Source organism: Pseudomonas sp. 1L-C-7-B-C1, from assembly GCF_057291635.1.
In genome coordinates, this window is the sequence record NZ_JBXAWH010000004.1 from 372,333 (window position 1) to 385,674 (window position 13,342).

Below are 13,342 nucleotides of genomic sequence, written 5' to 3' on the forward strand. Positions count from 1 at the left end.
TTTCAGATCAGAAGTGGAAGCTGGCACTTATCAGCGCGGTACGCCCGGCGGCCATGTGGGCGTAGTGAGTGGTGAAGACCTGGTCGTAATAACGCTTGTCGGTCAGGTTCTGCACGTTCAGCTGCAGGTCGACGTTCTTGGTCAGCGCGTACGTGGCCATTGCGTCGTAGCGCCAGTAGGACGGCACTTCTACCGAGTTGGCTTCATTGCCGAAACGCGAGTCGACGAAGGTCGCGCCGCCGCCCACGGTCAGCTTTGGCATCAGCTCGTAGGTCGACCAGAAGTTGAAGCTGTTGCGCGGCGTGCTCGGCATGTGATTGCCCTCGTCCGCCTTGCTGGTCGCACTGACGATCTCGCTCTCCATGTAGGTGTAGCCGCCATAGACTTTCCACTTGCCGGTGATGTTGCCGCTGTAGGTCAGCTCCAGGCCATCGACCCGCTGCTCGCCGTCCAGCACCTGGAAGGTCGCGTTGTCAGGATCGGTCACCCGCGCGTTGGTCTTTTGGGTGCGGAACAGCGCAGCCGTCAGCGACAGGTTGTCGTCGAAGAAATCCCACTTGGTGCCCAGCTCGTAGTTGCGGTTCTTTTCCGGATCGAGGTTGGCGTTGTTCGCCGCAATTTCCAGCCCGCCATTGCCGCTGGTCTCACCCGACGGGTTGCTGGACGTCGACCATGCTGCGTAGATGCTGCCGTTCGGCAAAGGCTTGTAGGTCACGCCGACCTGGTAATTCCACAGCTGGCTGGTGTTTTCACGCTTGAAGCTGCCCGCCACCGAACCACGGCCGCCCGTGCTGTAACCGCTGGAGCGCACGTCGTAATCGTCATACCGCAGGCCGAGGTTCAACGACCACTGTTCGTTGAATTTCAGCGTGTCGAAGACGTAGGCGGCACTGGTTTTGGTGTCGGTATCGGTGTACGCCTGGCTGTCGGTGATGGTGCCGTTCCAGTCGTCTTTCGGCGACGGGCTGGACAGGCTCGTGCAATCGCCCGACGCCAGCAGCGCAGCGTTGCACGTCGAGCCGATGCTTCCGCCACTGGCGCTGAGCACGTTGTAGCCACGGTTGTGGGTGTCCTGATACGAAAACTCGAGACCGGTCACCAGACTGTGCTCGACAAAACCGGTATTGAATTTCGCCTGCAGGTCGGTCTGGTTGACGAAGCCGCTGGAGGTGGAATTGCGGCTCTTCGCCGAGCGCGAGACCAGGCCCCTGGCGACGTTGCCGCGGCTGTCGTCCGGGTTGGTGACAATGTAGTCCAGCGTCGAGCGCGACATGCGGAAGCTGTTGGAGATCGTCAGGTTGTCGTTGAGGTCGTGTTCGAGGCGGATCGTGCCGCTGTCGTTGACACTCTTGCGGTAATCGCGGTCGGTCAGGCCGTAGAAGTTGTTTTCATTGACGTGGGCCGGCTTGTCGACCACGTACTGGCTGCGGCCGGGAGTGTTGGTCAGCGGAATGCCATAGTCGGGCATGTCGTCGGTGGACAGGTGGTAGTAGTCGACCTTGACCCGCGTGTCGGTGCCCAGACCGAATGCGAACGAAGGCGCAACGCCCCAGCGGCTGTTGTCGACATCGTTGCGGCCGGCGACGTTGGAATCGTGCTTCATCAGGTTCAGGCGGAAGGCCGAGGTGTCGGTCATCTGCTTGTTGACGTCGAGGGTGTAGCGCTGAGTCTGGTCCGAACCGAAGGTGTAGCCACCGTTGAAGGCATCGCCCAGATGGGCGCCCTTGGTGACGAGGTTCAGGCTGCCACCCGTGGAGCCCGCGCCGGTGAACGCCGAGCCCGGGCCCTTGCTGACCTCGACCGATTCGACGTTGAAAATCTCCCGGCTTTGCGCCGCTACGTCGCGCATGCCGTCGACGAACACGTCGCTCTCTGCGTTGAAGCCACGGATGATCGGGCGATCCGCATTCGGGTTACCGCCCTCGCCCGCGCCAAAGGTAATGCCGGGGGTGGTGCGCAATGCGTCAGCCAGGCTCGTGGCAGCGGTGTCGCGGATCACTTGCTGCGGGATCACAGTGACGCTCTTTGGCGTCTCGCGCAGGGGTGCGGTGTACTTTTTCGAGGTCGATTCTTCGGTCTTGTAAGCTGTGTCGGCCCGCTCGCCGTCAATGTTGGTGGCCCCGAGATTCAGAGCATCCGATGCAGGCTCCGCAGCCTGCGCCATATGGGCGGCTGACATCGCCGCAAGGGCAACACCGACGGCGCTGACGATGGAACGCTGCGAATGGGCGGTAACCGGTTGTGCTTGGCGCGACATTTTCCTTCCCCAAGGAAACAATAAGGCGGCGGAATATAGTTGAGACTGCTTCGCATTCGCAGAAAACTTACATTCTTTACACTTTCCCATTACCCAATTTTCACATCTACCCATTCACGCGCGCGGGCCACGTTTTACACGATCAATAAGAATCACTATCATCCACCGCTTCATTCTTCTCGCGGGTCGCGATTCATGCTCCTACATATCCCCGGTCTGTTTTCACCCGAGGAGGTGCTACGCATCCGACAGGCGCTGGAGGAAACCGAATGGGCTGACGGCAAGATCACCGCCGGGCATCAGTCGGCGAAAGCCAAGCACAACCTGCAGTTGCCGGAAGGCCATCCACTTGCCGTGGAGATTGGCGCGGCGATGCTCGAGCGCCTTTGGCAGAACCCCCCGTTCATGTCCGCCGCCCTGCCCCACAAGGTCTTCCCGCCATTGGTGAATTGCTACACCGGCGGCGGCAGTTTCGATTTTCATATCGACAACGCCGTGCGTCAGGCCAAGGGCAGCACCGAGCGAGTGCGCACGGATCTTTCATCGACGCTGTTCTTCAGCGATCCCGATGATTACGACGGCGGTGAGCTGGTGATTCAGGACACGTTCGGCACCCGTCAGGTGAAGCTGCCGGCGGGCGACCTGCTGCTTTATCCGGCCAGCAGCCTGCACAAGGTCAACGCCGTCACACGGGGCGCGCGGTACGCCTCGTTCTTCTGGACCCAAAGCCTGGTGCGGGACGATGGCCACCGCACGTTGTTATTCGAAATGGACACGGCCATCCAGCAACTCAGCCGCGATGTGCCTGATCACCCCTCGCTGCTTCAACTCACCGGCACCTATCACAACCTGCTGCGGCAGTGGGTCGAGGTCTGAGTCATGACCTGGAATCTGCGACGTGAAGAAGTGCTCGATGGCGACCAGTTGCGCGCCATGCTGGAAGAGAGCCCGGCCAGTGCCGCAAAGGCGATTCTGAGCGCGGCGCAGGCCAACATCGTCGACGCCCAAGCGTTACTTGGGCAGATCCTGCTCGACGGCAGCGGCATAGAACGCGACCCGGCGCTGGCGCTGGTCTGGTTTCAGATTGCGGCCCGTCGCGGCCACGCGATGGCGCAGAACATGGCCGGCCGATGCCACGAGCATGGGTGGGGCTGCGAGCCGGACGCCACCAAAGCTGCCGAGCATTATCGTCTCGCCGCCGAGGATGGTCTGGATTGGGGGTTTTATAACTACGGCAATCTTCTGGCAACCGGCTGTGGCGTCAATAAAGACCAGGCCCGCGCGTTGGCGTGTTACCGCAAGGCGGCAGAGCTGGGTCATGCGAAGTCGATGAACCTGGTGGGGCGTTATTTGGAAGAAGGTCTGTGCTGCGAGCGGGATCTTGCCGCTGCCCATGAGTGGTATAGACGGTCAGCACAGGCAGGTGATTTCCGCGGCCAGTTCAGCCATGCCTCAATTCTCGCTGATGACGGTCATGTCGATGCAGCCCTTGTGTGGTTTCAAGCCGCCCTTGAGTTGGGCAACCTCAAATTCCTCCGGATCAGTCGCGCGGCACTCACGCTGTCCAGGCACCCCGAAATACGGGCTCTGGCACTCGACTATTTCAGCAAAGCGGCAGTGTTGGGCGACAGCCACGACCAAGATGCCTTGTCTGAATTCTTGAATAGCAATCGCGACGCCCATTAGTATTTTTCTGAAACACGTTAGATATTCACTCAGCCGATCCCCGGCCCTCTTGGGCTGGGGCCGTAACTACGTTGCTGTTGTAAATATTCCTACAGCAGATGAAGGCGAACTCACTTTGACAGCCGACGATAGTTGCAACTAGCCTGCGCTCACTGCAACTCAACACGCAGTGCGAACATGATAAGTAGCGCCAGGAAGGCGCTTTTTACTAGAGCAGGGAATCACTATGAATAACGCTTTGTATGACACGTCTGACACTTCCATGGAAAAGACAGCGGAGGTGGCAGCGAAAGCGCCAAAGACGCTGATTGATGCGTCGACCGGAAACATGCCAGGCACTTTTCGACCGAAAGGGCTTATTCTGACAAAAGATCAGATTGTCGACTTATACCTGTATGAACAGAAGGGCCTGAGTTTACCGACGGCCCCCTCAGACGTAAGTTCCTATCTGGGTTACCAGCAGGGATACACGCCGGGTCAAGGATTGGAAGTCAGTGACTTCACCAAAACATTCTCAATCATAAAATCCCACGCAAGTCAGTGGAACGGCCTACGCCAGCGAATCAAACTTATCAGCAGCGAGCTGAAAATTTTTGCATCCGGCATGATGAATGCCGAAAAGCACGTGACCAAGGCACTGGACGAAATTACCGCCCTGAAAGTATTGAAGGAATACGGTATCGAGACGCTGGCTGATCTGCGGAAGGTTGAAGCCGAGATGGGCGACAAGTTCCCGGGTATCCACCTGGATGAAAATGATGCGGGAGCAGCAACGCAAATCGCCTACTACCTGGATGACCTGCAGAAGAAGATCGCCGTTCAGGAGCGTAAAACCGAGGAGCTGAAGGCTGACCTGGACCAGTTCTCAGATGAGCTGGCGACCAAAGTGCGACCCGAGATCTCGCTTAGGCTGGTCGCGGTCGATAACCATAAACTGGATGATGAGATAAGCCTGCTTCAATCCGAAATCGCCGCAGCGACAAAGGAAATCGATGAACAGAATGCAACGTACAAGCAGATGGTCATGGACTCTATAAAATCTGCTGCCGACGGAGGCTTGATCGGATTAGGCATGGCGATCTATATCGGGGTTGAGGCAGAGAAGGTTCGAAAATATCGGAATAGCCTTAAAGCAACCCGGGACGCCAAGAACGAGGAAATGGGATTCAAAAGTACTGTCCTCAAACGTCTCAATCAAGTCAAAGCCGATCTGCAAGATATTCAGTTCCTAAGCCTTCAAGCCGATGCTGCCACGCAAAATCTGGTGTTCACCTGGAACGCACTGAACTTGTACGTCACCTCGTCCGCCCAAGAGGCACGCAAAATCGACGACGCATTGAAAGTTAATCTTCTGGCCTACCATTTTGACCAAGTGGTCGGACCGTGGGCGCAGATTTTGACCGACGCCGATACGCTATATGGCGTCTTCGCTGAAGCGGATCAAGAAATAAAAAATCGAGCTATTTAATTACAAGGACTGTTCAAAATGACTGTTATTCAATTCAACGACGACGTCGCGTACGTCGCACCCGATATCGCACTGATCAAGGCTACCATCGACCAGATGCTCAAACAGAACGGGGAGCTCGACTTTGCGTTTAGCGGAACTAGCTACCTGCCGTCGATACGTGCAAAAGCGCAAGGTCTGCACACTTCCCTCGTCGTGTCAGGGCGTAAAATCAACGAACAGCTGTTAGCGATTGGTATTGCCACTACTAAAGCGCTGAAGAGTCTGAACACCTATCGCGCGGCGATGACGACCGATATGTCCGAGGATGATCTTGAAAGTAATGCCTATGTCCGGGCACAAACGATTGGCACCTTTAAAGAAGCCTTTACACCCGCCGTGCAAGCGCTTCAACAGCAGTTCAAGACGCTCGCTGATGTCGCTTTCGACCCGGCACTGACGACCACTTACAAAAATGACCTGCAGGCGCAACTGACGAAATTGGACGAAGCCTTCACGTCTGCAAACCAAGACATCGCCGCGGTAGAGGCTGCTCGGGCGACGCTGAATGACGCGATGGCGGTGCTCGAAAAAGATGATTTCGCAGGCCTGGCCAAAGACACCCTGCTCACCGCCGAGAATCTCTCGGCAGCAGGGCTGGCGGTACCTGAAGTCGAGCTGGTGAGGATCGCCGTCGAACAAATGAAAAAAACCCTCGAGCACGTGGGCGAAGCGCTCAACTACATCACGATGAACAGACAACGCGATGCGCTGATCAAACAGCTCGGTGAACTGAAAGCCAGAAATACCGAACTGGCGGCAGACGCGAAGCTCATTACCGACAAGACCACCGTGATCGTCAGCATCCACGGCTTGTTCGAGAGCTTTTTCATCGCTCGCGACGAATACGCAAAAATCGATCAGTCGATCAAGGCTTTCGTTAACCATCTGGCGCTGGCCAGTGGGCCAGGCTATGAAGACCAGCTAGTCGCTGCGGCACCATCGCTCATCGCGTATCTGAACGACGCTTGTTAAATGCACTTAAGCAGCCGTGACAGCCGAACCGCTGTCACGGCTGCGCCACCGACAAGGACGTCGATATGTCTACACCCTTCTTCAAGCCAGACAACTTCGAAGCGCTCAACCGCTACCGCATGACATTGCAAGAGGCCAAGCAGACCACTGACCGAGTGAAGGAGGAACTGGCGCTGACCTCGAACCAGGCGTTTATCCAGCTTCACCAGCCGAGCCTTGATAACGCGTTTATTCAAGTGAGGGGCCAGCTCCAGAACTGGCCCGAATTGTTTGAGTGGCCCGTCCGGATTTTCTATGAGCAATCGGACCTGGTGAGCGATATCAAGCGGTTCGACGCGGAGTATTCCAGGATCATGGACGGGATGACCCGGGAGGAGCGCGCTGGATTTCTCTCTGCACTGGACTTCTCACGAGCGCCCTATGAGTTGAACGGCCAACTGAAAATCCTGAGTGTCGGACCTGGTTTCCCATTCGGCCTGCAGCTCAAGCAACACGTCATCAATCTGGCCAATCAATACCGAACCGCATCTATCACCTGCAACAACGTCTACCAGAACTCTTCGCTCATCTTGCCGCGCCTCATGGACTTCATGCAGGTCGCTATCGATACGTACGCAAGGGAGAACACTGTCGACCCTCTTGGCAGTGACGCCAAAATCAAGATGGTCATGACACTCATGGAGAAAATGAAGGAGGACGGAAAGTTGCTCGCGGACGCATCGAGGGATCTCAGCGAGGGTTACGTCAACCTGGAGCGCCTTGTTTCCGGCGCGGTGGACGAGTTCATCGACCTCTTTACCTCAATTACGCTCCAGCGCTTCCACGACATGATCGAGTCGGCGCTGGTCCGACTGGACTTGGCAGAAGAACTGACCGAGCACACCCGACAATGACTCAATAAAAAAACCCGCGACTTCTCGCGGGTTTCTGTTCAGCGGCCGGGCTTAGACGTAGTAAGACTTCAGCGGCGGGAAGCCGTTGAACTCAACAGCGCTGTAACTGGTGGTGTACGCCCCTGTCGAGAGCCAGTACAAACGATCACCGATGGCCAGGTTCAATGGCAGGCCGTACTTGTAGTTTTCGTACATGATGTCGGCGCTGTCGCAGGTCGGGCCGGCAATAACTACTTCTTCCACTTCGCCTTTCTTCTCGGTCCAGATCGGGAACTTGATGGCTTCGTCCATGGTTTCGATCAGGCCTGAGAACTTGCCCACATCCGTGTACACCCAACGCTCGACAGCAGTGCGGGATTTACGCGACACCAACACCACTTCGCTGACCAGAATACCGGCGTTGGCGATCAACGACCGGCCCGGCTCCAGAATGATTTCCGGCAGGTCATCACCGAAGTCTTCTTTCAGGTAGCGAATAATTTCTTCAGCGTAGGTTTCCAAGCTGTTAGTGCGGGTGATGTAGTTGGCCGGGAAGCCGCCGCCCATGTTGATCAGCTTGAGAACGATGCCGTCTTCTTCTTTCAGACGCTCGAAAATCACTTTCACTTTGGCGATCGCGGCGTCCCAGACGCTGATGTCACGCTGCTGCGAACCAACGTGGAACGAGATGCCGTAAGGGACCAGGCCCAGTTCACGGGCAAGGATCAGCAGGTCCATCGCCATGTCGGTCTGGCAGCCAAACTTGCGTGACAGCGGCCAGTCAGCCGTGGTCGAGCCTTCGGTGAGGATGCGCACGTAGACTTTCGAGCCCGGCGCAGCCTTGGCGATGTTGCGCAGGTCGGCTTCGGAGTCGGTGGAGAACAGACGCACGCCCTTCTCGTAGAAGTAGCGAATGTCTCTGGATTTCTTGATGGTGTTGCCATAGCTGATGCGATCCGGGCTGACCCCGCGATCCATCACCTTGTCCAGCTCGTAGATCGAGGCGATGTCGAAGCTCGAGCCCTTGTCCTTCAGCAGGTCGATGATTTCGACCGCCGGGTTGGCTTTAACCGCGTAATACACTTTGGCAAATTCGAAGCCTGCACGCAGGTCATCGTAGGCCTTGCTGATCATCGCGGTGTCGATGACCACGAACGGGGTTTCTTGCTTGTCGGCAAACGCCTTCATTTTATCGAAGGTGCTTTTCTCGAAATAATCTTCGACCTGGATCGACATGCGGGGACTCCTGTTGGCAAACGGTAAAAAACAATGGGTGTGAGCGCGCGGCTCGTGAACGTCCTCCGTATCCCCACTTTGGTTCGCCTACTTCCCAAGGCTGCTCGGCCGAAAGCAAAAAGGCCATCCGGTGACAGGTCACGGTTGGCCTTGCTGTCTCGTCGTCAGTACTTGAGCCGGATGGATCGTTTCCAGCATGGACGTTCGGCGCGAACTGTAGGACCTGAGGGGCCGGAGATCAACTAAAAATGTCGCGTTTCTGCCCGTTTTTGCCAGACGGGAATCCGCGCACGTTCAATCAACCCGTAGTAACCGACCGACATGACAGGGTGATGTTCCCGGTGGGTGGCAAATGGGCAATCCGTCACGAAAGCCACCTGTCCGTCAGACATCGGCTACCTGATCACCCGAAATGCCCTACGCACCGGATCTCTCTCCCCCACGTATCCCATTGGTCCTGATCACTAGGGTTGGCGTCCAATCGCCTCGCACGAACTGTGCGAGGAGCTGGATCAACCCCGACCATGGATCAAATTCATGCACAAGACTGCCTATTCCCCGCTGTACAACAATGACGTCACCTCCGAGTACCTGCGTGATCTGGATCGACCGCCCTTTTCGGAAGAGGCGCTGACCACGTTCAGTCCGGCAGCGCTGGCTCAGGTGAGAGAGAGTGAGGCTTACAAGCAAGCCCACCCCTGCACCGGCATTTTCCGGGTGGCGGCGGAAGGCAGCCAGACCCGCGATGGCGGTGTGATCGTGAGAGGCGCCCTTGGCGTGGAGTTCAGACTGGCGGACGGAAGCAAGGTCGCAGGTGCTAGCGTCGGTGACTGCGCCGTTTACCCCGATGGCACCATGGCCCAGGTCGTCACGGGTGCAGGAAAGGCGAACAGCCAAATGGCGCTGGTGGGCAGCCGCTTGAGCAACGGCGACGAGATCATCAACACGCCGCAGGGTTCTCTTCTTCTGCTCCAGCGCAAGGATGTCGCCTGGCCGGATGACTTTCTGCCCGACGTGGAGAGTTGAAGCATGACAATCTTCGACATCAACGGCCGGGAGCAAGGCCTCGACGGTGACCTAACTACCACCGGCGCCATCTGCCACGCCAGCCTTGTTCAAACTTCGCTGGAAGATGGCCGCATGGCATTGCGGCTCGGCGACAAGACCAGCTCCTGCGGCGTGTGTGGGCAAGTTGGCGAAATTGTCGAAGGGGACGACAGCTTCACGTGGGATGGCATTCCGACCGCCGTGCACGACGCGCTTGTGTTGTGCGCATGTCCGCCGGGCACCAATCGATTGATTGCCTCGCGGTCAGAACGCGCGGGGGCCAGTCGAGCGGCACCGGACGCCGCTGCGGCGCCACACCCCATTATGCCCACGCCGAATACCCCGTCTTCTCTTTATCCACACACCACTCCGGCGCCGGGGAAAATCTTCGCCCGTGCGTTCGCCATCCGCGACAGCGAAACGGGGCAGCCACTCGCGAACCGGACATTCACGGCGACGGTGGATGGTCAGCAAAAGTCAGGGACTACCGACAGCAACGGAATGGCGCGCGTTGAGGGTTCTTCAGCAGATTCTGTCGTTTCCCTCCACGTCATGTTCCGTTCGCCTGCGCGCGAGTTGAACGAGCTTGCGGGAATGACGACGCGGGAAGTGACCACTACGACGCGGGTCGAGACGTTGATCCACGGGGACACGCCCAAGCCCATGGTGATCACCGTGAATGATCGGGCCGCGACGCGCGAGGCGATCATTCGGAAGGTGCGTGAGTTGGGGCATGGGTTTGTTGAGCGGTCGGAGTGGCATGCGCAGCCGCCTAAAAAGGCTTTGGTTCGAGACTGGGACTACACAATGGTCGCGCTTCATCACGCAGGGAGGAGTTATTCCTGCGGGGAGGGTGCGAACCAAATGCAAGAAGCGCTACGAACACATCTTGAGGAGAAAAAATTCGATGACATCGGCTATCACTTTGGAATCGACTGCTCGGGCATTGTTATGAGGGTAGAGATATTCGATTTAAAGCATCAGGTGTTGAGTTATACAACACTGCCGTGATCAGCATTGTATTGCTCAACAACCTGACCACGACCGAAGAAGGAGGAGGCCCCACTGCATGGGGAAGAAGCCTGCTGGACGCCATCGGATTTAGTACCACCAATGAAATCCCGCTCCAACAGGCTGATGCGACCCTAAATCTCGTCAATGCGTTGAAAAGCGTTTTCAACATCACCCGGCTGGGTGGTCATAAAGAATTTCCACGCCAGAAAGCCAATGGAAAAATCTGTCCGGGAAATGTTGGGATGACCCTCGTCAATTTAATTAGACTCAAAACTTCCTTGAACAGGCCTCCTGAAGCATGAAAAAAATCTCGCTCATAATTGCGTTATTAATTTCACCACTCCCTTTTTTGGGCTTTTACCAAACACGATGGATAGAAGACGATCAGTTGACATTTTTCATTAAAAAACGCCCAACCTACAAAATCAGTTTCATCAACGTATTTCGCAGTGATCATGAGGATAACTGGAATGGATATCTGGAGACCGAGGAACGACAGTACGCCATCGATTTTTGCAAATATTACGTAGGTTTTGATACTCCCATAAATACGATGGACGACTTTCACAAGTGCAAGCAAATTTACGAACTCACCGAAACGCATGATTCTCCGGTATCAGTGCGAATCTACTGAATCATAATCATGACGAGTGCGTCGCCATTGACCTGCAACCTGCCTAACCAATCTCGGGCGAATCCGTTCCTACGCCCTCTTAAAAATCTATGAATACCGTAAGCAATACGAATCTTGGGTTCACCTAAAAACATGCATTCTGGTTGCTTGTAGCGGTTTTGATTTTCAATGCATCGTGCGGCGTCTTTTTTGAATTCGGAAGCGACGCTGATGAGGTAGTTTTGAAACGGCAGCTCCCTCAGGGCGACTGGCTATACATTACCCGCTACGGCGCGATGGCAACTGATCGGGACACTTTGCGATTTTTTATCAGCAGACCGCTTGAGGGCGATGATTCAGAAGTGCTGGAGCAGCTCAATAAGGCGAGCGAATTCATGATCACGGACAGCGCCCTGGAAAATGTCCAGATTCAAGACACGCCCAATGGCGTAGGGATAGAAGTCAAAGGGGCCGTCTATCGCTATTTCAGTAAAGAGTACGTTACTGAAGGCAATCAGTTAAGAAGCTACCGGATCACATTGACACAATCAGACGACAGCTCCAGAAACTGAACTCCAAACCGAATGCTCATTAATTTTTTTAGGAAATCTGGCCAGCCACGCCTCTAGTCTTGGCAGAGGGCAACTCATTCGCGCTAATCCATTCACTTATGGCAAATTCTTTATCTCATAGCGAAGTGGAACTGGCGTGAACTTACCCTTAAACCTGCCGACATCACTAACCAAAGATAGGCAAAAACAAGACCTTCTCCAACTTTCGGCACACTGACTTACACATGAAAAATCTCATTTCGCTGGGCCAATGGAGAACGCCTTGGGCTTGGTCCTCATGTCGTTCGTGCAGACCAAGAGCAAGCTGACGTGTCAGCGGTGACGATTCAGCGGCACCACCGTAAAAAAAGGCCCGGGCACCCAAAGTACCCAGGCCCTTCACCTCAACTCAACGCAGCCTGTTCCACCAACTCCGCCGGCGAAACAATGCTGGTCTTCATCCCGCGCGACTGGCCGGAACTCAGGTACGCCGCGATTGACTCCTGCGTCACTTCACCCAAGAACACATTTTCGGCATCCAGCACCGGCAGCCACGAGCGGTTGAACTCGTACATGCGCGACAGCAGGATGCGCAGGTGCTCGTCGTAGGCGGCGGTGGCGTTGAATGGGCGCAGGTATTGGTCGCAGGTGCCGGCCTGACGGTGCAGGTCGCGGCGGCGGACGTAGCCCATGGCCTTGTTTTCGGCATCGGTGACGACCACGTAGCGGCGGTCGTTTTCGTCCATGATTTCCAGCGCATCGGCGACGGGCGTTTCCGGGCTCACGGACGGTGCGTTGTCCGCCGCGTCTTCGGCCTTGACCAGCAGCAGGCGCTTGAGCGTGCTGTCCTGGCCGACGAAGTTGCTGACGAAATCATCCGCCGGGTGCGCCAGCAGCGTGTCCGGATGGTCGATCTGCAGCAGTTTGCCGGCGCGAAATATGGCGATCTTGTCGCCCAGTTTGATGGCTTCGTCGATGTCGTGGCTGACCATGATCACGGTCTTGTTCAGCGCGCGCTGCATCTCGAAAAACTCGTTCTGGATCATCTCGCGGTTGATCGGGTCGACCGCACCGAACGGCTCGTCCATCAGCAGCAGCGGCGCGTCTGCGGCAAGCGCACGAATCACGCCGATCCGCTGTTGCTGACCACCCGACAACTCGCGCGGATAGCGATGCAGGTACTGCTTGGGCTCCAGCTTGATCATGCTCATCAGTTCGCGGGCACGGTCGTGGCACTTCTGCTTGTCCCAACCCAGGAGCTTGGGCACGACCACGATGTTTTCTTCGATGGTCATGTTGGGGAACAGGCCGATCTGCTGAATCACGTAGCCGATGTTGCGGCGCAGGGTGACCTCGTCGAGACCGGTGGTGTCCTCGCCGTTGATCAGCACTTTGCCGGAGGTCGGCATGATCAGCCGGTTGATCATTTTCAGCGTTGTACTTTTGCCGCAACCCGACGGACCCAGAAACACGCAGATCTCGCCTTCATTGACGGTCAGGCTCACTGAGTCGACGGCCTTCACTTCCTTGCCGTTGCTCTGGAAAGTCTTGGTGAGGTTCTGCAGCTCAATCATTTGTTTGGCG

13 protein-coding genes are annotated in these 13,342 nt (G+C 56.4%); 9 read left to right on the forward strand and 4 right to left on the reverse strand.

Going from position 1 to position 13,342, the window contains the following annotated elements:
* Positions 1-7: 7 nt before the first annotated feature.
* Complete coding sequence (locus AC0Z8Z_RS09160) at positions 8-2,257, reverse strand: TonB-dependent receptor (RefSeq protein WP_485618868.1); 2,250 nt, start codon at positions 2,255-2,257, stop codon at positions 8-10.
* A 195-nt stretch (positions 2,258-2,452) separates the two neighbouring features.
* Between AC0Z8Z_RS09160 and AC0Z8Z_RS09165 the strand changes: the two genes are divergently transcribed.
* The 5 genes from AC0Z8Z_RS09165 (at position 2,453) to AC0Z8Z_RS09185 (ending at position 7,318) form a co-directional block, all read left to right on the forward strand.
* Positions 2,453-3,133, forward strand: coding sequence for a Fe2+-dependent dioxygenase (locus tag AC0Z8Z_RS09165; RefSeq protein WP_485618869.1), 681 nt, complete (start codon positions 2,453-2,455; stop codon positions 3,131-3,133).
* Positions 3,134-3,136: 3 nt separating this feature from the next.
* A complete protein-coding gene (locus AC0Z8Z_RS09170; protein WP_485618870.1) occupies positions 3,137-3,943 on the forward strand; it encodes a tetratricopeptide repeat protein in 807 nt (268 codons plus the stop codon).
* Positions 3,944-4,169: 226 nt separating this feature from the next.
* On the forward strand, positions 4,170-5,411 hold the full coding sequence (locus AC0Z8Z_RS09175) for an alpha-xenorhabdolysin family binary toxin subunit A (RefSeq protein WP_485618871.1): 1,242 nt from the start codon (positions 4,170-4,172) through the stop codon (positions 5,409-5,411).
* Positions 5,412-5,429: 18 nt separating this feature from the next.
* Entirely contained in the window at positions 5,430-6,425 is a 996-nt protein-coding gene (locus tag AC0Z8Z_RS09180) for an alpha-xenorhabdolysin family binary toxin subunit B (protein WP_485618872.1), read from the forward strand.
* 65 nt (positions 6,426-6,490) lie between these two features.
* Positions 6,491-7,318: a hypothetical protein gene (locus AC0Z8Z_RS09185; protein WP_485618873.1), complete on the forward strand. Its 828-nt coding sequence runs from the start codon at positions 6,491-6,493 to the stop codon at positions 7,316-7,318.
* A gap of 51 nt (positions 7,319-7,369) precedes the next feature.
* On the opposite strand, the gene AC0Z8Z_RS09190 is transcribed toward AC0Z8Z_RS09185, so the two are convergent.
* Positions 7,370-8,533: a type III PLP-dependent enzyme gene (locus AC0Z8Z_RS09190; protein ID WP_122534941.1), complete on the reverse strand. Its 1,164-nt coding sequence runs from the start codon at positions 8,531-8,533 to the stop codon at positions 7,370-7,372.
* 537 nt (positions 8,534-9,070) lie between these two features.
* Here AC0Z8Z_RS09190 and AC0Z8Z_RS09195 point away from each other — a divergent pair.
* From AC0Z8Z_RS09195 to AC0Z8Z_RS09205, 3 genes are read left to right on the forward strand one after another with little or no spacing between them, the layout of a single operon-like run.
* Entirely contained in the window at positions 9,071-9,559 is a 489-nt protein-coding gene (locus AC0Z8Z_RS09195) for a hypothetical protein (protein ID WP_485618874.1), read from the forward strand.
* A gap of 3 nt (positions 9,560-9,562) precedes the next feature.
* Positions 9,563-10,591: a PAAR domain-containing protein gene (locus AC0Z8Z_RS09200; RefSeq protein ID WP_485618875.1), complete on the forward strand. Its 1,029-nt coding sequence runs from the start codon at positions 9,563-9,565 to the stop codon at positions 10,589-10,591.
* On the forward strand, positions 10,588-10,896 hold the full coding sequence (locus AC0Z8Z_RS09205; RefSeq protein ID WP_485618876.1) for a hypothetical protein: 309 nt from the start codon (positions 10,588-10,590) through the stop codon (positions 10,894-10,896). The genes AC0Z8Z_RS09200 and AC0Z8Z_RS09205 overlap by 4 nt, the downstream gene beginning before the upstream one ends.
* Before the next feature lie 32 nt (positions 10,897-10,928).
* On the opposite strand, the gene AC0Z8Z_RS09210 is transcribed toward AC0Z8Z_RS09205, so the two are convergent.
* The gene (locus AC0Z8Z_RS09210; protein ID WP_485618877.1) at positions 10,929-11,198 is read right to left on the reverse strand and encodes a hypothetical protein; all 270 of its coding nucleotides are present in this window, start codon (positions 11,196-11,198) and stop codon (positions 10,929-10,931) included.
* Between the two features lie 188 nt (positions 11,199-11,386).
* Here AC0Z8Z_RS09210 and AC0Z8Z_RS09215 point away from each other — a divergent pair, with 188 nt between their 5' ends.
* A complete protein-coding gene (locus AC0Z8Z_RS09215; protein WP_485618878.1) occupies positions 11,387-11,779 on the forward strand; it encodes a hypothetical protein in 393 nt (130 codons plus the stop codon).
* A gap of 383 nt (positions 11,780-12,162) precedes the next feature.
* Here the strand turns inward: AC0Z8Z_RS09215 and AC0Z8Z_RS09220 are convergent, their stop codons facing one another.
* On the reverse strand, positions 12,163-13,332 hold the full coding sequence (locus AC0Z8Z_RS09220) for an osmoprotectant ABC transporter ATP-binding protein OsmV (RefSeq protein WP_122623439.1): 1,170 nt from the start codon (positions 13,330-13,332) through the stop codon (positions 12,163-12,165).
* Positions 13,333-13,342: the final 10 nt, after the last annotated feature.